The sequence below is a fragment of the Parasphingorhabdus sp. genome (assembly GCF_039939955.1).
In the GTDB taxonomy this organism is placed as follows: domain Bacteria; phylum Pseudomonadota; class Alphaproteobacteria; order Sphingomonadales; family Sphingomonadaceae; genus Parasphingorhabdus.
The window spans coordinates 16,475-37,447 of sequence record NZ_JBDVHS010000002.1 but is presented as its reverse complement, the minus strand read 5'-3'; the positions used below and the strand labels follow the sequence as shown (position 1 = coordinate 37,447).

The window sequence follows — 20,973 nt, the reverse complement described above, 5'->3', positions numbered from 1 at the left end:
ATCTGAGGAGTATTTCATGCGTGCATTTTCTCTATTATCCGCCGCTCTAGTTCCTTTGCTTCTGTCGGGCTGCGTCGCGAGCAAGATCATCTCGGCACCATTCAAGGCGGCTGGGACCGTGGTGGAATCGGCTGTTGATGCCGCCACCCAGACGCAATCCGAAAAGGAAGAAGACCTCGGCCGCCGTGTGCTGGAAGAGCGCAAGGCGCAACGGGAGGCCTGTTTGGATCGCGCAGATAACAAGCAAGAGCGCGATGCCTGCAAAGAGCAATATAGCGACGATTAATCTTGGCTTGTCAGCAAGGGTGGCGGTAGCTTGCCGTCAACCCGTTCGATAGTCGCCATTATTGCGATTTCTTCTTCGAATAGCTTTACCCGCTTCTTCCAGCGATAGTGGGTCGAGGCGGAAAAAATGCCCTTGCCATGTTCCTTGCCATAGCGGGTCCAGAAACGAATTGCGGCATCTGGATCATAGCCTGCGTTGGCCATCAGCCACACCGATAGGCGGTCTGCCTCAATCTCGGCGGTCTTGATCCGGCTGGCGCTCTTGCCAAATTGCCCGAAAAATCCGCGATTGACCTTTTGTGCGTTGAGGCGGTCGTTGTGCTTGAGCAGATTGTGGGCCAGTTCATGTGCGGCAACGGCGGCAAATTCATCGTCATCGAGAAAATATTCAGCGAGACGGGAGGTGATGCTGACCATCTCTCCATCTGCGGTTGCGCTTCGGTCGGCACTGACCCGGATTTGGAATTTCCCCGGACATGTTATAACCGGTTCAATCAGAACCGTTCGACTGACGCCACGACGCGAGACGGTCAACTGGGCGCCGCGCTTGGCCAGTGCCTGTTCCATCATCCGGTTGATAGCCGCAATCCTGCGATAGACAGGTGGTTCGCTGGCAAGCTGTGGATCATCCATGGAGATTTCATCAATGGACATATTGTTGATCGCCTGGATGGTATCGCCTGGCATCAATTTCGCACTGTCCGCCGGGCTATCCGCCGCCACCGCCGTGATTCCGATCATATCATCGAACCCGAGCGCATAGCGGGCGGTTTCTTGATCGGCATATTGGGCGATATCATTGAGAAAAAACCCGGTCCTAGGGGCTTTCTGGTCGCAATAGGGTGCATTGGCATCGACCAGTCGATAGCCAATAGCGTTCAGCCGCTGGTCAAGCAGCTGCAGGCCTTTTAACGCTTCAACCGCGCCCGCATCAAACTGGCCATCCGCTCCGTCCTGAGCCAACAGGGGGGCTGTAAAGGTCAAGGCCAAGAAACTGAACCAGATCCGTGTCATGGCTTTCATCTAGCCCATTGCTCCTTTCGAGAGGTTGAATGCACCTTCTATCGCATTGTCCGTGATGTTCCACCATGCCAATATCAGCGCCGCGCCGATTAATACTGCTGCCGCAACTTTCTGAAACAAGGGTTGCGCCTGATCGGCATCTCCCAAATTGCGCGCTTTTGAAGCAAGAGCGGCATAGAAGCTCAGGCCGGTGGTTTCTGTAATCACGGTCAGCCCAGCGAGTATCGAAAATTGCAGCCACAAATTACCGGTCGGATCGATGAATGGCGGAATGAATGCGGTATAGAATAGCAAGGCCTTGGGGTTGGACATATGTACGGCCAAGCCACTGAGAAAGCCTTTTTTGAAACTGGCGCTATTGGCCGCTTCCGGGTCCAGCGTGCGGCTGGTGCGCATGAACATCTGAAAGCCCATCCAAGCGAGATAGGCTACGCCGACCCAGCGAAGGACGGAATAAGCGACCGGAACGGCCTGTATGAGCGCGACTAGACCGAAGGCGGTCAGGGCATACCAAATGAAATTGCCGACATTCACCCCCACGATTGGTCCAAGAGCACCACGCATTCCGCCCGCAGCACCCTGTGGCAGCGCGTGGCTGACAGTGACCATGGTCGCCGGCCCGGGGGAGAGACAAAACATCATGTCGACAGCGATGAACAAGAATATGGTTTCGAGGGGCATTAATATTCGGGCCTATTTTTCCTGACGAACTTTACAAAGTTTACAGTGTAAGAGAAAAAATATCTCCACCCCCGAATTTTGCGACAAACACGCCGTCTGGCGCTTCTGAAATATCGGTTGGCAAGAAGTCTATTGTCATGGGCGCAGATCATCATTTCATTGGTGAAAAAGGAAAATACAGAATTTGGCTGATGTAGGACAGCGAAATCGCGGCGGCTTCTCGCTAGCGCAAATTATCCTTGAGATAGTTGACCAAAGCATCGACCCGGGCCGGACGCAGCCGGGAAGGGGGCATCACAATATTGATGGCGACGTCGCCGATGTGCCATCCCGGGAGGACATCGATCAGATCGCCCGCATCCAAGGCTTTTTGACATAGAAAGTCGGGCAGATATCCGAAGCCCTTCCTTTTGTGACTGAAGATTGGGTGCATGCGAATTTCACCGATGAAAACGAGCGGACAGACGCGCAAAAGGCAGAGCTGGCTTTGTCCGATCGGTTGGTAGATGAACTGATTGCCGCAGACACTTTAGTGATCGGTACGCCCATCTATAATTTTTCCGTCCCCGCCTCTTTAAAGGCTTGGATCGATATGATCGCCCGGGCGCGCAAGACGTTCCAATATACCGCCAACGGCCCCGAAGGCCTGCTGACCGGAAAGAAGGCCTATGTGCTTATTGCATCGGGTGGAACCGAAGTGGGCAGCGACATCGACTTTGCTTCCGGCTATCTGCGTCACATATTGGGCTTTGTCGGTATTACCGATGTGACGATAGTTGCGGCCGACCAGCAGATGATGAAGGGCGAAACGGCGCTGAACGAAGCGCTGGCGGATGTTGCCGTGAGTTAGCTACAGCGTCCACGCGTAAAAAAGGCCCCGCTGGATCGTCTCCAGCGGGGCCTTTTTAATATGATTAAGCCGTGAAGCTTATTCTTTTTCGTCGGTTTCTGCTTCTGCTGCAGGCGCTTCTTCAACAGCTGGTTCTTCAACCGCTACTTCAGCTTCTGGTGCAGCAAAGACTTCCTCTGCCGTTGGTTCTGCTTCAGCAGGGGTTGCGGCTTTCGCTACTTCCTCAGCTTTCAGATCCGCAGCGGCCTGCATCGCATCGAGCATTTTCTGCTGTTGCGCCCGCAAGGCTGCATCGCGGCTGGTTGCAGCAATCCGTGCACGGTTCATGCCCGCACCCGTACCGGCAGGGATCAAGCGACCAACGATCACGTTTTCCTTGAGACCGATCAGCTGATCCTTCTTGCCCTCGACCGCCGCCTGGGTAAGCACCCGGGTGGTTTCTTGGAAAGAAGCCGCAGAGATGAAGCTACGGGTTTGCAGGCTGGCCTTGGTGATACCAAGAAGCACTGGCTTACCTTCCGCAGGAACCTGCTTCTTGGTCAGCTTCGCATTATATTCCATCATCTCTTCGAGATCGACCTGCTCGCCGGGTAGAAGCGTCGTATCACCGCCATTGGTGATCTCAACTTTCTGCAACATCTGACGAACAATCGTCTCAATGTGCTTATCGTTGATTTTCACGCCCTGCAGACGATAGACTTCCTGAATTTCCGAAACGAGATATTCGGCCAAAGCCTCAATCCCCAGAACTTCCAGAATGTCATGCGGATCCGGAGAACCGGAAACCAGATTGTCGCCTTTCTTAACGAAATCGCCTTCCTGCACGTCGATGACTTTCGTCTTCGGCACCAGATATTCGACTGGTTCGCCTTCTTCCGGAACAATCGCGATCTTGCGTTTCGCTTTATAATCGCGAACAAATTCAATCCGTCCGTCGATTTTGGCGATGATCGAATTGTCCTTCGGAATACGCGCTTCGAACAGTTCGGCCACACGTGGCAGACCACCCGTAATGTCACGCGTTTTCGCAGCTTCGCGAGAAACACGTGCCAGCACGTCACCAGCAGCAACCTTTGCGCCGTCATCGACGGACAGGGTTGCGCCATTGGCGAGCATATAACGACCGGATTCACCGCTATTCTCATCCATCAGGGTGAGGCGAGGACGAAGGTCCTCTTTGTTGGCGCCACGGCCAGAAGCCCGATATTCCGTGATCACACGTTGTGCGATACCGGTGGCTTCATCGGTCTGCTCGGTCATCGTCTTGCCTTCGATGACGTCCTGATATTTGATGACACCAGGCTTCTCGGTGATCATCGGCATGGTGAATGGATCCCATTCTGCCAGACGATCGCCCAAGCTGACTTTCGCGCCATCTTTGACCAGCACGCTGGTACCATAAGGCACCTTATCGGCAGACCGTTCACGCCCTTCATCGTCGATCACAGCGATGATACCGCTACGCGCCAAGGACAGGAAGCGTCCGTTCTTGTCTTCGATGACCGGCATGTCGCGATATTCGACCTTACCTTCGGCAACCGATTCCAGATTGGACTGCTCGTTGAGCTGTGCCGCGCCGCCGATGTGGAAGGTCCGCATCGTAAGCTGCGTACCCGGCTCACCAATAGACTGAGCCGCGATAACGCCAACTGCTTCACCGATATTCACCGGTGTACCGCGAGCAAGGTCACGACCGTAGCAGGTGCCACAGACGCCCATTTTGGATTCGCAAACCAGAGGCGAGCGGATGCGCGCAGACTGAATGCCGAGCTCTTCGATCACAAGGATGGCTGCTTCGTCGAGCAACGTGCCCGCCTTGATCACAACGCTATCATCTTTGCTGTCGATAATATCTTCAGCCATGGTCCGGCCCAAGATACGTTCGCCAAGCGATGCGATAACCGAACCGCCCTGGACGATGGCTTTCATCTCCAGTGCATTTTCGGTGCCGCAGTCATTTTCAACAATCGTGCAATCCTGCGAGACGTCAACCAGACGGCGAGTCAGATAACCCGAGTTTGCCGTTTTCAACGCCGTATCCGCAAGGCCTTTACGCGCCCCGTGAGTCGAGTTGAAATATTCCAGAACCGTCAGGCCTTCTTTAAAGTTCGAGATAATCGGTGTTTCAATAATCTCGCCAGAAGGCTTAGCCATCAGGCCGCGCATGCCGCCCAACTGCTTCATCTGTGCTGGTGAACCACGCGCCCCGGAGTGGCTCATCATGTAGATCGCGTTAATCTCGCGCTCGCGACCATGTTCGTCCTCTGGCGTCGCGGCCAGCTCGTCCATCATCGCGTTCGCAACCGTGTCACCACAGCGAGACCATGCGTCGATCACTTTGTTATATTTTTCCTGCTGGGTGATCAGACCATCTTGATATTGCTGCTCATAGTCAGCGGCCAAAGCGCGGGTTTCTTCAACCGTCGCATCTTTGGAATCAGGAATGATCATGTCATCCTTGCCGAAGGAAATACCGGCACGGCAAGCGTGGCGGAAGCCCAGACCCATGATCGCATCGGCGAACAGGACCGTGTCTTTCTGGCCGGTGTGGCGATAGACTTGGTCAATCACGTCGCCGACTTCTTTTTTGGTCAGCAAGCGGTTCACGATATCGAATGGAACCAGATGTGATTTCGGCAGGCATTCTGCGATCAGCAAACGACCTGGTGTGGTTTCGAACCGCTTGAGAATGGGGTTGCCTTCCTCATCGGTCTGCGGAACCCGGGTGGTGATTTTGGAGTGCAAAGTCACCGCACCAATTTCCAGCGCCTGATGCACTTCGGCCATATCCGCCAGCAACATGCCTTCGCCCGGTTCACCCTTACGATCCATTGTCAGATAATAGATACCGAGAACCATATCCTGCGAAGGAACGATGATTGGCTTACCATTGGCAGGCGACAGGATGTTGTTGGTCGACATCATCAAGACACGTGCTTCCAACTGGGCCTCGAGGCTCAGAGGAACGTGAACCGCCATTTGGTCACCGTCAAAGTCGGCGTTAAAGGCGGAGCAGACCAGCGGGTGAAGCTGGATGGCTTTGCCTTCGATCAATACCGGTTCAAAAGCCTGGATGCCCAAACGGTGAAGCGTTGGTGCGCGGTTCAGCATCACGGGATGCTCGCGGATCACTTCTTCCAGAATATCCCAAACTTCTTTCCGCTCTTTTTCGACCCATTTCTTGGCCTGTTTGAGCGTCATCGAGAGGCCCTTGGCATCGAGGCGCGCGTAGATGAACGGCTTGAACAATTCCAAGGCCATTTTCTTCGGCAGACCACATTGATGCAATTTCAGCTCAGGACCGGTCACGATAACCGAACGACCGGAATAGTCGACGCGCTTACCGAGAAGGTTCTGACGGAAACGGCCCTGTTTGCCCTTGAGCATGTCGGACAGGGATTTCAGCGGACGTTTGTTTGCGCCGGTGATGGTCCGGCCACGACGACCATTGTCGAACAAAGCATCAACCGATTCCTGAAGCATACGCTTCTCGTTCCGGACGATGATGTCTGGCGCGCGGAGTTCCATCAGGCGTTTCAAACGGTTGTTCCGGTTGATCACGCGACGATAGAGGTCGTTGAGATCGGAGGTCGCGAAGCGGCCGCCATCCAAAGGCACCAGCGGGCGCAATTCGGGTGGAATCACTGGAATGATTTCCAGGATCATCCATTCTGGCTTGTTACCGGAATCGATGAAGCTTTCGACAACCTTGAGGCGTTTGATGATCTTCTTGGGTTTCAGCGTCGACTTGGTCGTCCGCAGATCTTCCATCAGATCGTCGCGTTCCTGCTCCAGATCGAGGTCTTGCAGCATGATCTTGACGGCTTCAGCACCGATACCGGCAGAGAAAGCATCTTCGCCATATTCATCCTGTGCTTCGAGCATTTCGTCTTCGGTCAGCAGCTGGAATTTTTCCAGAGCCGTCAAACCGGGTTCGATAACCACATAGCTTTCGAAATAGAGCACGCGTTCCAGCTGCTTGAGCTGCATGTCGAGCAATAGACCGATGCGCGATGGCAGGGATTTCAGGAACCAGATATGCGCGACCGGAGCGGCAAGGTCGATATGACCCATGCGTTCCCGGCGTACTTTGGTGACCGTGACTTCAACACCGCATTTTTCGCAGACGATGCCTTTGTACTTCATGCGCTTATATTTGCCGCATAGGCATTCGTAATCTTTTACCGGACCAAAGATACGTGCGCAGAATAGGCCATCACGCTCCGGCTTGAAGGTCCGGTAGTTGATGGTTTCTGGTTTCTTGATTTCACCAAAGGACCAGCTGCGGATGCGCTCTGGCGAAGCAAGACCAATTTGGATCTGGTCAAATGTTTCTGGCTTTGCGATCGGATTTGCAAAATTTGTTACTTGGTTCATGTCTTAATTCCTCTTGGGCTTTCGCCCCAAATTTCAAATGCAGGGTGGAGTGAAACTAGCGCTTCACTCCGCCGCTATCGCAATGCCGTCGTCATCATCGCCTTCTTCATCTTCGTCACCGAAGCTGGAGAGTTGGACGTTGAGGCCGAGCGACCGCATTTCTTTGACCAGAACGTTAAAGCTTTCCGGAACGCCGGCTTCGAATGTATCGTCGCCTTTGACGATGGCTTCGTAAACCTTGGTCCGGCCGATCACGTCATCCGACTTGACCGTCAGCATTTCCTGCAGCGTGTAAGCCGCGCCGTAAGCTTGCAGTGCCCATACTTCCATTTCCCCGAAACGCTGTCCGCCAAATTGCGCTTTACCGCCAAGAGGCTGCTGCGTGACAAGGCTGTACGGTCCAATGGAACGTGCGTGGATCTTGTCATCAACCAGATGGTGCAGTTTGAGCATGTAAATATAGCCCACGGTCACCTTACGGTCGAACTTGTCGCCGGTCCGGCCATCAAAGAGATTGACCTGACCGCTGCGATCTAGACCTGCCAGTTCAAGCATGTCGGAAACGTCGCTTTCATGCGCACCGTCAAAGACAGGCGTTCCCATAGGAACACCGTGACGAAGATGGCCGACCATTTCAACAATCTCACCGGTCTCGCGGCTATCGATATCGTCATGATATTGCTCGCCGTAAATGACCTTCAACCGTTCTTTGACCGCGTCGGGCGGTGGTGCCGCCTTCGGATCAGGGTTAGCCAGTTTCCATTCTTCCAGAGCTTTCGTTACCTGCTCGCCCAGACCACGTGCGGCCCAGCCAAGATGGGTTTCAAAAATCTGTCCGACGTTCATTCGCGACGGCACACCCAATGGGTTGAGCACGATGTCAACCGGGGTACCATCTTCGAGGAACGGCATATCTTCCTGTGGAAGGATGCGGGAGATAACCCCTTTGTTGCCGTGACGGCCAGCCATTTTGTCGCCTGGTTGCAGCTTGCGCTTCACCGCGACGAAGACTTTGACCATTTTCAACACGCCTGGTGACAATTCGTCGCCGCGCTCCAGCTTCTCACGACGGTCTTCGAACCGTTCGTTGATCAGCTTGATTGCTTCGTCATATTGTTGACGCGTGGCTTCGAAGTCTGATTGAACCTGATCGTCCTTGACCGCAATCTTCCACCAGTCGACCTGTTCCAGTTCGGACAGGCTTTCTGCAGTAATCGCAGCGCCTTTCTTCATTGGCTTCGGTGCAGAAGTTGCCGTTTGACCGATCAGCATATCTTTCAACGTGTTGAACGTAGCGCGATTAAGGATAGCGCGTTCGTCATCGCGATCCTTGGTAAAGCGCGCAATTTCTTCGCGTTCAATGGCCAAGGCGCGTTCGTCTTTGTCGATGCCGTGGCGGTTAAACACACGAACCTCAACAACGGTACCCGCAACGCCAGGAGGCAGACGCAAGGAGGTGTCCCGCACATCCGAAGCTTTTTCACCAAAGATTGCGCGGAGAAGTTTTTCTTCCGGCGTCATTGGCGATTCACCCTTCGGTGTGATCTTGCCGACCAGAATATCGCCCGGTTCAATTTCTGCACCGATATAGACGATGCCCGCTTCGTCGAGATTGCGCAGGGCATCTTCACCGACATTTGGAATGTCACGGGTAATGTCTTCGGGGCCGAGCTTGGTGTCGCGGGCCATGACTTCAAATTCTTCGATATGGATCGAGGTGAAGACGTCGTCTTTCACGATCCGTTCGGAGATGAGGATACTATCCTCATAATTGTAGCCATTCCAAGGCATGAAGGCGACAAGGCTGTTCTTGCCGAGCGCCAATTCACCCATGTCGGTAGATGGACCGTCAGCAATGGTATCGCCTTGCTGAACAATTTCGCCCACTTTCACCAACGGACGTTGGTTGATGCAGGTGTTTTGGTTGGAACGCTGGAATTTCTGCAGCGTGTAGATGTCCACACCGGATCGACCAGCTTCCACGGCACCCGATGCGCGAATGACGATACGGGTGGCATCCACCTGATCGACAATACCAGCGCGTTTCGCGGCAATCGCAGCACCGGAGTCACGGGCCACAGTCTCTTCCATGCCGGTACCGACAAACGGCGCCTCGGCTTTCACCAAAGGCACGGCCTGACGTTGCATGTTTGATCCCATCAATGCGCGGTTAGCGTCATCGTTTTCCAGGAATGGGATAAGCGAGGCAGCCACCGAAACCAGCTGTTTCGGGCTAACGTCCATCAAAGTGATGATGTCGCGTGGTGCCATGAGGAATTCGCCAGCCTGACGGGAGGAAACGATTTCCTCAACAAAGCTGCCATCCGCATTCAAATCTGCATTGGCCTGTGCGACCGTGTGCTTCTGCTCTTCCATCGCGGAGAGATAGACAACGTCGTTGGTGACCTTATTGTCGACGACTTTCCGATATGGTGTTTCGATAAAGCCATATTGGTTGACGCGGCTGAATGATGCCAGCGAGTTGATCAGACCAATGTTCGGACCTTCCGGCGTTTCAATCGGACAGATACGACCATAGTGGGTCGGGTGAACGTCGCGGACTTCAAAACCAGCGCGTTCACGGGTCAAACCACCGGGGCCCAAGGCTGAGACACGGCGTTTATGGGTGACTTCCGAAAGCGGGTTGGTCTGATCCATGAACTGGGACAGCTGCGAAGAGCCGAAGAATTCACGAACCGTTGCAACCGCAGGTTTCGCATTGATCAGATCGTTCGGCATCACGGTGGATACGTCTACGCTGCTCATGCGTTCTTTGACGGCACGCTCCATACGAAGCAGGCCGACGCGATATTGGTTTTCCAGAAGTTCGCCAACAGAACGAACACGGCGGTTGCCGAGGTTATCGATATCATCGACTTCGCCCTTGCCGTCTTTCAGATCGACGAGGGTTTTCACAACTTCCAGAATGTCTTCTTTGCGGAGGATTGTATAATCAGCCGGCGCATCCAGATCGAGGCGCATGTTGAGTTTTACACGGCCCACGGCGCTGAGGTCATAGCGTTCTGGATCGAAGAACAGGCCTTCGAACAGAGCTTCTGCGGTTTCGCGCGTTGGTGGCTCGCCAGGACGCATGACACGATAAATGTCGGAAAGCGCACCGTCACGGTCTTCCGCCTTGTCGACTTTCAACGTGTTGCGGATCCAAGGGCCGGTCGTGACATGGTCAATGTCCAGCAATTCGAGTGCGTCGATGCCAGCATTGTCAATCTTCTCGAGATTTTCTGCGGTCACTTCGTCACCAGCTTCGATATAAATCTCGCCGGTTTTTTCGTTGATCAGGTCAAAAGCACTGTAGCGGCCGAAGATTTCCTCGGTCGGGATGACAATATCCTTCATGCCATCGGATTCAGCTTTTTTCGCTGCGCGCGGTGTGATCTTGGCACCGGCTTCAAAGACGATTTCGCCGCTTTTGGCGTCGACAATGTCAAAGGTCGGCTTCAGTCCGCGCCATTGTTCGGTCACGAAAGGAATGGTCCAGCCATCTTTCGCACGCTTGTAAACGATGCGGTCGTAGAACAGGTTCAGGATATCTTCTTCCGAATAGCCCTGTTTGACGATCTTGACGATTTCGGCGCTCTTGGTGCGGCCTTCATCTTCAATCTTGCCACCGTTAAATTCAATCGCGCCCATTGGTTCGCGGATGGTGATCAAATTGCCGTCGATTTCGAGAATTTCAGCAGGCTGCTTCATGCCGCCGACACGGACCATTTCACCCGCTTTGAAATCAGGCTTCTTCTCTTTGACTTCAAGGATCGCATCACCCAGCGAACGCAGCAATGCGGTCACGGGAAGCTTACGCTTACGGTCAATACGGACGTTGACGATGTCTTTTGCGTCAAATTCAAAGTCGAGCCAGCTGCCACGGTAAGGAATGACGCGGGCAGCGAACAGGAATTTGCCAGACGAGTGGGTCTTGCCGCGGTCATGGTCAAACAGGACACCGGGCGAACGGTGCATCTGGCTGACGATAACACGCTCTGTACCGTTGATGACGAACGTGCCGTTCTTGGTCATCAAAGGCATGTCGCCCATATAAACGTCTTGTTCTTTAATATCGAGAACGGAGCGCGCTTCGGTTTCTGGATCGACTTCAAAGACGATCAGGCGCAGCGTGACTTTCATCGGTGCTGCATAGGTGATGCCGCGCTGACGACATTCTTCTACATTATATTTGGGATCTTCGAGCTGATAGTTGACGAAGTCCATTTCGGCAGTGCCAGCAAAATCGCGGATCGGGAAAACGCTGCGCAGCGTTTTTTCGAGGCCGGATACATATCCGATCGAGGCATCAGAACGCAGAAACTGTTCATATGATTCGCGCTGAACTTCGATGAGATTCGGCATCTCAATGACTTCGTGAATATCGCCGAAGATTTTGCGAATGCGTTTCTTGCGGGTCGGTTTCGGAGCTGTCGTTTTGACCGAAGCTGCTTGGGTAGCCATATAGTTTTGCCTTCTCGCCATCGCCGGAAAACCGGCGGAAAATCAAAATGTGGAGGCGCTTCAAGACAAGAAAAGCCGCACGTCCCCCAAGGTGGGAAACTGCAGCTTTTTAGCGTCCTGAAAACCGTGCAAATTTCATTTCTTTTGGCGTACCGCGCGACTGCACGCCCTGTCTCGAAATCTGTGGTGAGCGCGGGATATAGGGAAATGTTGGATTTGGGTCAAGGGGCCTTGGCCGGTGTGACGACGCTGGTCCGAACGATATTCCTGACCATCGCTGGATCATAGTCGACTTGGCCATCGAGAATCAACATCGCGAGACCGTGAACCAGAGACCATGCCCGCAGCGTTGCAACAGTACGGTCCTCTGGAGTCAGGCCTTCGGGCATCGCCGCCGCGATGCCTTTGCGCAGTTGATGGAAGGCTTCGCCCATGGCGGACGGATCATCGATATCAACATCGACCTTGCCGACCCGCGTGTAGATCAGGCGAAGCAGGGCAGGGTGTTCGACCGCCCAATCAACATAGGTCGCCCCGACCTCGGCAAAGCCGGCCCGGCCGCCGCCTGCTGCTGCTCCTGCTTCTGCCTGGTTTCTGCCGAGGCGGTTGAGCCCCTCTAGCGCAAGCGCATCGAGCAGCGCATCCTTATTGGGGAAATGACGATATAGCGCTGTTGCCGAAACGCCAAGGTCACGGGCCAGGGCGCGCAAGCCGAGTTCCGGTTGCTCCTGACTCTCCAGCCGCTCCATGCCCAGTTGCAGGGTCGCAGAGCGCAGGTCGCCGTGATGATAGGACGCGTTCATTGGAAGAGATGGAGGCATGTTTCACCATTTAGAAGACTTATGTTGACACTGTTATCATTGATCGTCATGTTAACACCATAAACATACCGATTCGATTTGCCAAGATAGAAGGAGACATCATCAATGTTGATTTACGCGTTCATTGTCGCCGGACTTGGATTGATCGTCGCGATCGCGCATTCGGTGATTAGCGAACGGATCATTCTCGGCCCACTCTATCGCGAGCGCATGGGCGGAATGCTTGCCGTGCGGACGATGCGCGATATCATCCGGGTGGTCTTTCACATCCCGTCACTGGCTTGGGCGGGACTTGGCATCGCCGTATTGTTCAACCGCTTGCAATCCGGCGATGATCTGTTGCCGATCACTGCAGCCATTATTTTCGCGCTGTCCGGAATCGGCAATCTTGCTGCGCTCCGTCGCCCCCATCTTGGCGGCCTCATATTGCTGGCAATGGCAATCGCCACAATCGCCGACATCAGGTTTAACTAGAAGGAATTTTCTATGGCTTCCGTAATTGAAAAAACCATTCGCGCAGCCGTTACACCGGTTCTGACTGGCGTGGCTGGCCTCAACCGTAAACGGATGAAGGCACCCGAAGGCGGGCATCCTTATCTGACCGGCATTCATAAGCCGATGACCGAAGAGATCACGCTTGCCGATATGAAGGTGGATGGCGAAATTCCGAAAACACTTGATGGCCGCTATTTGCGCATTGGTCCCAATCCGGTGACCACGCCGGACGAGGCCAGCTATCACTGGTTTGTCGGCGATGGCATGACCCACGGTGTCCGCATCGTCGATGGCAAGGCTCTATGGTATCGCAACCGCTGGGTGCGTTCCAATGCCGTCAGCGATGCCTTGGGTGAGGAACGCAAGCCTGGGACCCGCAGGCCGCGGACGGATAATGCCAACACCAATGTTGTTGGTATCAACGGCCGGACCTTCGCTATTGTCGAGGCAGGCGGATTTCCGGTGGAGTTGACCGACGAACTGGATACGATTGCACATAATCCATTTGACGGCACATTGGAGCACGGATTTTCTGCTCATCCTCATATCGACCCCAAGACCGGCGAAACCCATGCGATCGTTTATGACGCGCCGGTCGCCGACAAGGTCTGGCACACGGTGCTTGGCACCGATGGACTGGTGAAGCGGCAAGAACCGATTGCGGTGAAAGATGGTCCATCGATCCACGATTGCCAGATCACCGACAATTATGTGCTGGTCTTTGACCTGCCGGCAACTTTTTCGATGAAGCGCATGCTGGCCGGCTTCACTTTTCCTTATGACTGGAACCCCGATCATCCCGCCCGGGTTGGCCTATGCCCCCGCGATGGTTCGGGTAGAGACACGATCTGGTGCGCGGTTGATCCCTGCTATGTCTATCACCCCGCCAATGCCTTCGAGACCAAAGACGGCAAGGTGATCGTCGATGTTGTCGTGCATGAAAGCACCTATGCGCGGACGACCTTCGGACCGGGCGGGGCATGGTCAAGGCTTGAACGGTGGACGGTCGACCCGGTCACGCAAAAGGTCGCGCGCAAAACGCTGAGCGATCGGGCTCAGGAATTTCCGCGCTATGACGAGCGGAAGACCACGCAGGATTATCGCTATATCTATAGCATTGCATTGGCAGGGCGCCCGGACGAACTCGATATGGCAGGGACGGAATTGTTCAAACATGATCTCACAACCGGCGAAACTGCGGTGCGGAATTTTGGCGAAGACCGCCATCCGGGAGAATTTGTCTTCGTTCCTCGCAGCGATGATGCCGGTGAAGATGAGGGATGGTTGATCGGTCTGGTGATCGATATGAGCAATGAAACCACCGAGCTACAGATTTTGAACGCGGATGATTTCCTTGGCGAGCCGCAGGCGGTGATCCACCTGCCTCACCGTATCCCGCCAGGATTCCACGGCAATTGGGTGGCGAGTTAAAGCAATTCGATAAACCGCGCTGCTTCATGAGCGGCGCGGTTGGCCGCTCTTTCCAGATTGGCGTGAAAATCGCCGGAACTGTCGCTGTTGGCGCCATCGGTCACGGCCTTGATCCCCACCCAAGGGATATCGAGTAGCGCAGCGATTTGAGCCACCGCTGCTGTTTCCATATCAACGAGATCAGATTGGAGTGTGTCGCGTAGATAGGCAGAGCGATCGGGGCATTTCACAAAACAGTCCGCCGTCGCAATCCGTGCTTGGGGCAGGGCAAGTGCTGCTGGCATTGGATGGGCCTCAAAGGGCTTCCAGTCGGCAGGACCAATGGGCCACGCCCCGGCATTATAATGGGTAAAGCCATCATGCGCGCCGGATCTTTCCAATGTGCCATAGTCAGCTTGCAAGGTCTCGCTGAGATAGAAACAATCGCCCTGTTTGCCGCTGATATGACCGGCAGTTCCGATCACGAGAAAGAGATCGGGGTTGAAGTGACTGTGCATATAAAGAGCAGCCGCACCGGCATGTACCTTGCCGATGCCGGAGCATAAAATGCTGACCGTCTTTCCCCCGTGGTCGAGCTGGCGCACTTCGCCCAACGGACTGTCTATCCGCATTACCGGGTGATCGCGCAGGAACGCGTCCGCTTCGTCCTGCACACCGGTGATGATTGTGATATGTTCAGTCACCGGCAAAGGCCATTAGTGCCATCGGGTTCACGCCGGCTGCGGATAGTTTCCGCGCGCCGCCCAAATCGGGCAGGTCAACGATGAACAGAGCAGAATCGACAATCGCGCCCTGACCCCGCAACAATTCCACGCCGGCCATGGCCGTTCCGCCCGTGGCGATCAGATCATCGACCAATAGCACACGCTGCCCCGGTTGAATGGCGTCGACATGCATTTCGATCCGGTCGGTGCCATATTCCAGCGCATAGTCGATACTGACGGCTTCTCCCGGTAGTTTTCCGGGCTTGCGTAGCATGACTTTGCCCTTTTCCAGTGCATAGGACATGGCTGCTGAAACGATGAAACCGCGGGCCTCTATACCAGCGATCAGGTCGAAACTGCCGGGATCGACCAGCGCGATCATCCGGTCGATGGTCTGACGAAAAGCGGGGCCGTCGAGCAGCAGGGTGGACACATCGCGGAACTGGATGCCGGGCTTGGGATAGTCGGGGATGGTCCGGACGAGATCGATCAGGTCTTGATTGTCGCTCATATTGTCTCCCGGAAATAAGAAACGTCTTAGTTGCGCAGCGGCGGCACCCTGTCAATCATTCCGGTCGGAAAAGTCACCCGATTGCGGGGCCTGGAAGACAGCATAGAAAAAGGGCGGCTTCCAAACCGGAAACCGCCCTTTAAAAATTCAAAGTCGAAAAGCTTATTTGAGCTCGACGGTACCGCCAGCAGCTTCGATTTTGCCTTTGATTTCTTCTGCTTCTGCTTTGTTGACGCCTTCTTTGATTGGCTTCGGTGCGCCTTCAACAAGAGCTTTGGCATCGGTGAGGCCCAGAGCCGTGATCGCACGGACTTCTTTAATCACCTGGATTTTCTTGCCGCCGTCGCCGGTCAGAATGACGTCAAATTCGTCTTTCTCTTCAGCAGCCGCTTCGCCGCCTGCAGCAGCAGGTCCAGCAACAGCAACAGCAGCAGCAGCGGAAACGCCCCACTCTTCTTCCAGTGCTTTGGACAGTTCAGCCGCTTCCATGACGGTGAGTTTCGAAAGTTCTTCAACTAGTTTTGCAATATCAGCCATTTTAAATACGCTCCAATTTTCTAAATATTCTAAAAGTTAAATTCATTCACCCGAAGCGGCATAAGCGCCAACTACACGGGCAAGGGCTCCAGCAGGTTCTTTAACAACCCGAGCGATTTTCGTTTGTGGTGCAACAAGCAATCCAACAATCGTTCCGCGCAGTTCATCAAGAGATGGCATGGAGGCCAGAGATTTTACGCCTGCTTCGTCAAGAAGGGTGTCACCCATTGCGCCGCCAACGATTTCCAAACGATCGTTGGTTTTTGCAAATGCGACTGCCACTTTTGCAGCCGCCACCGGATCATCCGATGTTGCGAGCGCGACCGGACCAGACAGCATATCTGCTATCGGGGTATAGTCGGTTCCTTCCAGAGCCAGCTTGGCAAGGCGGTTTTTAGAGACTTTAAAGCTTGCGCCTTCGTTCCGCATCTTCGTCCGCAGCTCGGTAGATTGAGCCACAGTCAGACCCAGGTTGCGTGTTACCACGACGACCCCAGCCTCTTTGAAAGCTGCGTTCAGAGCGGCAATCGCTTCGGTCTTTTGACCACGATCCATATTTTGCTCCTTCACGTGGATATGCGCCGAAGCCCATATCCAATTCTAGTTACCGTCATCCTGAAACGGGTTCAGCATGACGAGCGAAAGGTTTGGCAATGTGCCGCACCATATAATCCGAAGGGGGGGTTTTGGTCGCTCTGCCGCGTTCTGGAACGCTGGCTGCGTGCCCGTGTGTCTCCACACGAAAAAACTGATCCCCGTCTAGGCTGGAAATTAAGAGAGCCAAATTGCTCTCACCCGCTGTCTCGGACGGAAATTGTGATTCGTTTGACCGAACCGCAATTTGTAGGGGAGCCATTAACGGGTGGAGCAGGGAAGTCAAGGGGCGTGGGCGTTTGAAAACTTGTCGCGGGCGCTCCGATTAGTTTCGGGCAGATTGGCTTCGGGTGCCCAGCCATGCTCCGACACCCAAGGTTGGCCATTGCGGATCATTCTCCAATGTGTAACAGTAGTTATTACTATTGTGATGGATTGGGGGGCGTGATCTTGCGTAACATATTAATATGTGGGCTGGTTCTGATGACGGCGGCATGTGGTCAGCAGGATACGGAAGAGGCCGGAGGGTCATCGCAATCGTTCGCGCAGGATATCACGCCATCTACCGCTGATATAAAAATCGCGCAGGACAGCATGCCCGCCGATGCGGCAATTGCCGCGAAATATGATCGTTCCTGCCGAACCTGTCATTCGATGGTCGACGCCATGGCCCCGCTCACAAAACATGAAGCCGCTTGGCAAGTCCGTTATGCGGAAAAATCTATGGATGATCTGCTGCTGTCCACCAAAGATGGGCTCAACGCGATGCCGCCCATGGGGCTGTGCAATGATTGCAGTGATGCGGAATTCACGGCGTTGATAGACTTTATGGCGGGGAGAAGTGACTAATGGCCATTTCCCGCAGAGCATTGTTGCTGGGAGGCGCCGCCGTTGCGGTCGCTATACCGGCGGGCCGCCAGATTTGGTGGTCCTCGCAGGATTTCACACGGGAAGGCTTTTCTCCTGATCTACCGGAGGTTCCGCCGGGGAGGCGGGCCTGGATGAATTGGACGGGCTATCAAAAGGCAACGCCGCAACAGATAGCCGCTCCGACGAGCAGTGATCTGGTCGCCGACTTGATTAAAACGTCGCCAGCGCCAATCCGGCCGGTCGGGAGTAGCCATAGTTTTACCGCACTGGTTCCCGCAGACGGCACGATCATCGATGTTGGCGCGCTGGCCGGACTGACCAGCCATGATACAGAAGCACAGACCGCACGTCTGGGCGCGGGCACCAGATTGCAGCAAGCCGCGCGCTTGTTGAGCGAGCAAGGTCTGGCCTTTCCCAATCTGCCTGACATTGATGTCCAGACGCTGGCCGGCGGCTTTTCCACCGGCACCCATGGCACCGGGCGTAATCTGACGGCCATTCATGACTATGTGCGGGGCTTTGAGCTTGTGACCGCGTCCGGCGAGATTCTGGATGTGAGCGCGGACAAAAATCCGGAACTGTTTCAGGCGGGCAAAGTGTCGCTCGGGTCTTTGGGGGTCATTACCCGCTATGATCTGAAACTCGACAAAGCCTTTGCTCTGCGGCGGCAGGTCTGGCTGGAAAAAATAGACAGCCTGCTGGATCGTTATCACGCGCTATCCAAAAAACACCGCAATTTTGAAATACTCTATTTCCCCGGAACCGGTTTTGCCGCTGCCTTTGCCCATGATCTTCACGACGGTCCGGTAAAGGGGCAGGAACCCAGCGGCGATGAAGATTTTGTCGCAGGTCTCCGTGATTTGCGGGATGTCTTTGGTTGGTGGCCTTGGCTGCGCGAAAAGGTAGCGGCCGGAGAGATCGCCGAGGGTCCGGTCGAAGATACCACCGACGAAGCGTGGAAGCTGCTCGCGACCAGCCGACCAACCAAATTTAACGAGATGGAATATCATATGGCGCTGGACAAGGGCATTGATACGCTGCGCGAAGTCATCGCGATGATGGAGGCGAGAAAATCAGCCTATTTCCCGATAGAAGCGCGTGTGACGGCACCGGATGATGCCTGGCTGAGCCCGTTCAACGACGGCCATAGAATGTCGATAGCCATACATGCCGAGGCCAGCGAAGAATTTGACTTTTTTTTCAGTGAATTTGAACCTCTGTTCCTGCGCAACGGCGGAAGGCCGCATTGGGGGAAATTCCATAGCTTAGAGGCGGAGCAACTGTCCGAACTCTACCCTCAGTTTGACGCGTTTAACGCGCTGCGCAAGCAGCTAGATCCGACGGGCAAATTTGTCAGCCGCTATATGGCCAAAATCTGGGGCGAAACATGATGGCTAAATTATCACGACGAACGATGCTGATAGGCGGAGCGGTCGTAGCGGGAGGAGCGATAGCATTGAGCAGATCATCAGATAAGAGCGGGCCGCGTGGCGAATATTTCCTGGATATGCAGAAGGCGTTGAAAGCAGCCGGTATCGCTACCCCGACCTTGGTCGTGGATCGCAATCGGCTCAACGCCAATATCGATCAATTGATGCAGGATCTGCCCGACGGCATGGGCTACCGGATTGTCGCCAAATCGCTGCCCTCGCTTGATCTCATTGGCCATGTGCGGGCCCGCAGCGGCACCGACCGGCTGATGACGTTCAACCTGCCGATGTTGCTGGCGCTGTCCCAAGCGATGCCGGAGGCAAATCAATTGATCGGCAAGCCATTGCCTGCGCAGGCCGCCAAAAATTATTTTGAACAGATGCCGGTCGAACAGGTTGATGCGGCGCGCAATATTCAGTGGCTGGTCGATACACCGCAGCGTTTGCAGGAATATGCTGCGATTGCCGATGCCGCTGGCGTTGATATGGCGGTGAATATCGAACTGGATGTGGGACTGCATCGCGGCGGTATGGAGCCAGGCGATGCTTTGACCGGAATGCTCGATCAGCTGCGCAAATCCAACCGGCTGAGCTTTGCAGGCTTCATGGGCTATGAGCCACATCTGTCCGCGCTGCCCACTGCGCTTGGCTGGCGCGACCGCGCCAAAAATGGTGCTTGGGATATCTATGGTGCTGCGCTTCAATCGGCCCATGGCATTTTCGATGAACCGACCATGCAGGCAGTCACCCGTAATGCCGCCGGCAGTCCGACCTATCGACTGTATAAAAACACCGATATTGCCAATGAAATTTCGGTGGGTTCCGCGCTGGTCAAGCCGATGGATTTCGACACCGAACTGCTTTCCGCCTTCCAGCCCGCTTCGTTTATCGCGACGCCGGTGATCAAGGCGCTGGACCAGACCCGCATGCCGGGACTGGAATTTGCCGACGGCGCACGCAAGATGCTCGACGGCAATCTCGAGAAAACAATTTTTATCTATGGCGGCCATTGGCTCGCCCATCCGGTGGACCCGCCGGGCCTGAGCTATAACAGCACCTTCGGGCGTTCGAGCAATCAGGAAATGCTCAATGGTGGCAGCGAGATTGCCGTTGCACCGGATGACTTTGTCTTCCTGCGCCCGACCCAGAGCGAGGCGGTGTTCCTGCAATTTGGCGATATTGCGGTTTATGACAACGGAGCGATTGTTGATCGCTGGCCTGTCTTCCCCGCCAGTGCCTGAGAGGTTTGTCATGGATATAGAAACAGCCACGACGAACGCACCCCAGCAGGGCCGTTCCAAACTGACCTATGAAAAGCTGATGCGTTCCACCGGCCTATTGCTGGCGCGGGATGGTATTGAAAAAATCTCTACCAATGCGATTGTCAAACATGCGGAGCTGACGCCGCTTGCTTTCTACCGCTATTTCTCGAGTAAATATGATATTCTAGAGGCTTTGACGCGCAGATTGATGGACGAGCAAAACCAGATCATTGTCGATATGGTTGCAGGGGAAAGGCAAGCCGCGCCTCCGAACTTTTCAACCGAGCAGATCGAATATCTGATATTTCGCACGATAAAGGTGACAGAGGCATTTACCGGGGGGCCGTGGGTGATGCGGTCGCTGCGGGCGGTGCCGGCGCTGGACAAGGTCAGGCTGGAATCGCATGACAAGATGGCGAGCTTGCTGGCTGATGATGTGGTCACGCTATTTCCCGAACTGGTTTACGATGTGATCTATCGTCAAACCCGGCTGGCCATCGATATCGGCTATGCGATGATTGAGCTAGCGTTTGACGAACCAGATCTGGACCGTCAGGCCTTGGTCAAGGATACCGCGAACGCCATTACCAGCTTTGCGGCTTGGTGAGTGCTTTTCGGATGATCACATGCCCAAGGGG

Annotated in this window: 18 protein-coding genes; 9 read left to right on the top strand and 9 right to left on the bottom strand. The window is 54.6% G+C overall.

Going from position 1 to position 20,973, the window contains the following annotated elements:
• Positions 1–16 precede the first annotated feature (16 nt).
• On the top strand, positions 17–286 hold the full coding sequence (locus ABJG22_RS00390) for a DUF6726 family protein (protein WP_348018256.1): 270 nt from the start codon (positions 17–19) through the stop codon (positions 284–286).
• Here the strand turns inward: ABJG22_RS00390 and ABJG22_RS00385 are convergent.
• Both ABJG22_RS00385 and ABJG22_RS00380 read right to left on the bottom strand, forming a co-directional pair.
• Positions 283–1,308: a M48 family metalloprotease gene (locus tag ABJG22_RS00385; RefSeq protein WP_348018255.1), complete on the bottom strand. Its 1,026-nt coding sequence runs from the start codon at positions 1,306–1,308 to the stop codon at positions 283–285. The two genes, ABJG22_RS00390 and ABJG22_RS00385, sit on opposite strands and share 4 nt — an antisense overlap.
• A complete protein-coding gene (locus ABJG22_RS00380) occupies positions 1,309–1,989 on the bottom strand; it encodes a LysE family translocator (protein WP_348018254.1) in 681 nt (226 codons plus the stop codon).
• Between the two features lie 184 nt (positions 1,990–2,173).
• Between ABJG22_RS00380 and ABJG22_RS00375 the strand changes: the two genes are divergently transcribed.
• A complete protein-coding gene (locus tag ABJG22_RS00375) occupies positions 2,174–2,368 on the top strand; it encodes a hypothetical protein (protein ID WP_348018253.1) in 195 nt (64 codons plus the stop codon).
• 33 nt (positions 2,369–2,401) lie between these two features.
• A complete protein-coding gene (locus ABJG22_RS00370; protein WP_348018252.1) occupies positions 2,402–2,839 on the top strand; it encodes an NAD(P)H-dependent oxidoreductase in 438 nt (145 codons plus the stop codon).
• 78 nt (positions 2,840–2,917) lie between these two features.
• On the opposite strand, the gene rpoC is transcribed toward ABJG22_RS00370, so the two are convergent.
• The 3 genes from rpoC to ABJG22_RS00355 form a co-directional block, all read right to left on the bottom strand.
• On the bottom strand, positions 2,918–7,216 hold the full coding sequence (gene rpoC / locus ABJG22_RS00365; protein WP_348018251.1) for a DNA-directed RNA polymerase subunit beta': 4,299 nt from the start codon (positions 7,214–7,216) through the stop codon (positions 2,918–2,920).
• Between the two features lie 63 nt (positions 7,217–7,279).
• Entirely contained in the window at positions 7,280–11,680 is a 4,401-nt protein-coding gene (gene rpoB, locus ABJG22_RS00360) for a DNA-directed RNA polymerase subunit beta (protein ID WP_348018250.1), read from the bottom strand.
• 221 nt (positions 11,681–11,901) lie between these two features.
• Positions 11,902–12,483 (bottom strand): TetR/AcrR family transcriptional regulator, encoded by a 582-nt coding sequence (locus tag ABJG22_RS00355; protein ID WP_348018249.1) that lies wholly within the window; start codon positions 12,481–12,483, stop codon positions 11,902–11,904.
• Between the two features lie 123 nt (positions 12,484–12,606).
• Here ABJG22_RS00355 and ABJG22_RS00350 point away from each other — a divergent pair, with 123 nt between their 5' ends.
• Both ABJG22_RS00350 and ABJG22_RS00345 read left to right on the top strand, forming a co-directional pair.
• On the top strand, positions 12,607–12,975 hold the full coding sequence (locus ABJG22_RS00350) for a hypothetical protein (protein WP_348018248.1): 369 nt from the start codon (positions 12,607–12,609) through the stop codon (positions 12,973–12,975).
• A 12-nt stretch (positions 12,976–12,987) separates the two neighbouring features.
• Entirely contained in the window at positions 12,988–14,427 is a 1,440-nt protein-coding gene (locus ABJG22_RS00345; RefSeq protein ID WP_348018247.1) for a carotenoid oxygenase family protein, read from the top strand.
• Here the strand turns inward: ABJG22_RS00345 and ABJG22_RS00340 are convergent.
• The 4 genes from ABJG22_RS00340 to rplJ all read right to left on the bottom strand — a co-directional run bounded on the left by ABJG22_RS00340 (position 14,424) and on the right by rplJ (position 16,734).
• On the bottom strand, positions 14,424–15,110 hold the full coding sequence (locus ABJG22_RS00340) for a 5'-methylthioadenosine/S-adenosylhomocysteine nucleosidase (RefSeq protein WP_348018246.1): 687 nt from the start codon (positions 15,108–15,110) through the stop codon (positions 14,424–14,426). The two genes, ABJG22_RS00345 and ABJG22_RS00340, sit on opposite strands and share 4 nt — an antisense overlap.
• Positions 15,103–15,642 (bottom strand): adenine phosphoribosyltransferase, encoded by a 540-nt coding sequence (locus ABJG22_RS00335; protein ID WP_348018245.1) that lies wholly within the window; start codon positions 15,640–15,642, stop codon positions 15,103–15,105. The genes ABJG22_RS00340 and ABJG22_RS00335 overlap by 8 nt, the downstream gene beginning before the upstream one ends.
• A gap of 162 nt (positions 15,643–15,804) precedes the next feature.
• Complete coding sequence (gene rplL, locus ABJG22_RS00330) at positions 15,805–16,179, bottom strand: 50S ribosomal protein L7/L12 (RefSeq protein WP_348018244.1); 375 nt, start codon at positions 16,177–16,179, stop codon at positions 15,805–15,807.
• A 42-nt stretch (positions 16,180–16,221) separates the two neighbouring features.
• Positions 16,222–16,734 (bottom strand): 50S ribosomal protein L10, encoded by a 513-nt coding sequence (gene rplJ / locus ABJG22_RS00325; RefSeq protein WP_348018243.1) that lies wholly within the window; start codon positions 16,732–16,734, stop codon positions 16,222–16,224.
• A gap of 489 nt (positions 16,735–17,223) precedes the next feature.
• On the opposite strand from rplJ, the gene ABJG22_RS00320 reads away from it, so the two are divergent.
• The 4 genes from ABJG22_RS00320 to ABJG22_RS00305 all read left to right on the top strand — a co-directional run bounded on the left by ABJG22_RS00320 (position 17,224) and on the right by ABJG22_RS00305 (position 20,942).
• Positions 17,224–17,622 (top strand): c-type cytochrome, encoded by a 399-nt coding sequence (locus ABJG22_RS00320; protein WP_348018242.1) that lies wholly within the window; start codon positions 17,224–17,226, stop codon positions 17,620–17,622.
• The gene (locus ABJG22_RS00315) at positions 17,622–19,034 is read left to right on the top strand and encodes a D-arabinono-1,4-lactone oxidase (RefSeq protein WP_348018241.1); all 1,413 of its coding nucleotides are present in this window, start codon (positions 17,622–17,624) and stop codon (positions 19,032–19,034) included. The genes ABJG22_RS00320 and ABJG22_RS00315 overlap by 1 nt, the downstream gene beginning before the upstream one ends.
• Before the next feature lie 65 nt (positions 19,035–19,099).
• The gene (locus ABJG22_RS00310) at positions 19,100–20,314 is read left to right on the top strand and encodes an alanine racemase (RefSeq protein ID WP_348018240.1); all 1,215 of its coding nucleotides are present in this window, start codon (positions 19,100–19,102) and stop codon (positions 20,312–20,314) included.
• A gap of 10 nt (positions 20,315–20,324) precedes the next feature.
• On the top strand, positions 20,325–20,942 hold the full coding sequence (locus tag ABJG22_RS00305; RefSeq protein WP_348018239.1) for a TetR/AcrR family transcriptional regulator: 618 nt from the start codon (positions 20,325–20,327) through the stop codon (positions 20,940–20,942).
• Positions 20,943–20,973: the final 31 nt, after the last annotated feature.

Coding starts and splice junctions, on each gene's coding strand:
- ABJG22_RS00390 (WP_348018256.1), top strand. CDS start 17: ATGCGTGCATTTTCTCTATTATCCGCCGCTCTAGTTCCTTTGCTTCTG.
- ABJG22_RS00385 (WP_348018255.1), bottom strand. CDS start 1,308: ATGAAAGCCATGACACGGATCTGGTTCAGTTTCTTGGCCTTGACCTTT.
- ABJG22_RS00380 (WP_348018254.1), bottom strand. CDS start 1,989: ATGCCCCTCGAAACCATATTCTTGTTCATCGCTGTCGACATGATGTTT.
- rpoC (WP_348018251.1), bottom strand. CDS start 7,216: ATGAACCAAGTAACAAATTTTGCAAATCCGATCGCAAAGCCAGAAACA.
- rpoB (WP_348018250.1), bottom strand. CDS start 11,680: ATGGCTACCCAAGCAGCTTCGGTCAAAACGACAGCTCCGAAACCGACC.
- ABJG22_RS00355 (WP_348018249.1), bottom strand. CDS start 12,483: ATGAACGCGTCCTATCATCACGGCGACCTGCGCTCTGCGACCCTGCAA.
- ABJG22_RS00350 (WP_348018248.1), top strand. CDS start 12,607: ATGTTGATTTACGCGTTCATTGTCGCCGGACTTGGATTGATCGTCGCG.
- ABJG22_RS00345 (WP_348018247.1), top strand. CDS start 12,988: ATGGCTTCCGTAATTGAAAAAACCATTCGCGCAGCCGTTACACCGGTT.
- ABJG22_RS00335 (WP_348018245.1), bottom strand. CDS start 15,642: ATGAGCGACAATCAAGACCTGATCGATCTCGTCCGGACCATCCCCGAC.
- rplL (WP_348018244.1), bottom strand. CDS start 16,179: ATGGCTGATATTGCAAAACTAGTTGAAGAACTTTCGAAACTCACCGTC.
- rplJ (WP_348018243.1), bottom strand. CDS start 16,734: ATGGATCGTGGTCAAAAGACCGAAGCGATTGCCGCTCTGAACGCAGCT.
- ABJG22_RS00315 (WP_348018241.1), top strand. CDS start 17,622: ATGGCCATTTCCCGCAGAGCATTGTTGCTGGGAGGCGCCGCCGTTGCG.
- ABJG22_RS00305 (WP_348018239.1), top strand. CDS start 20,325: ATGGATATAGAAACAGCCACGACGAACGCACCCCAGCAGGGCCGTTCC.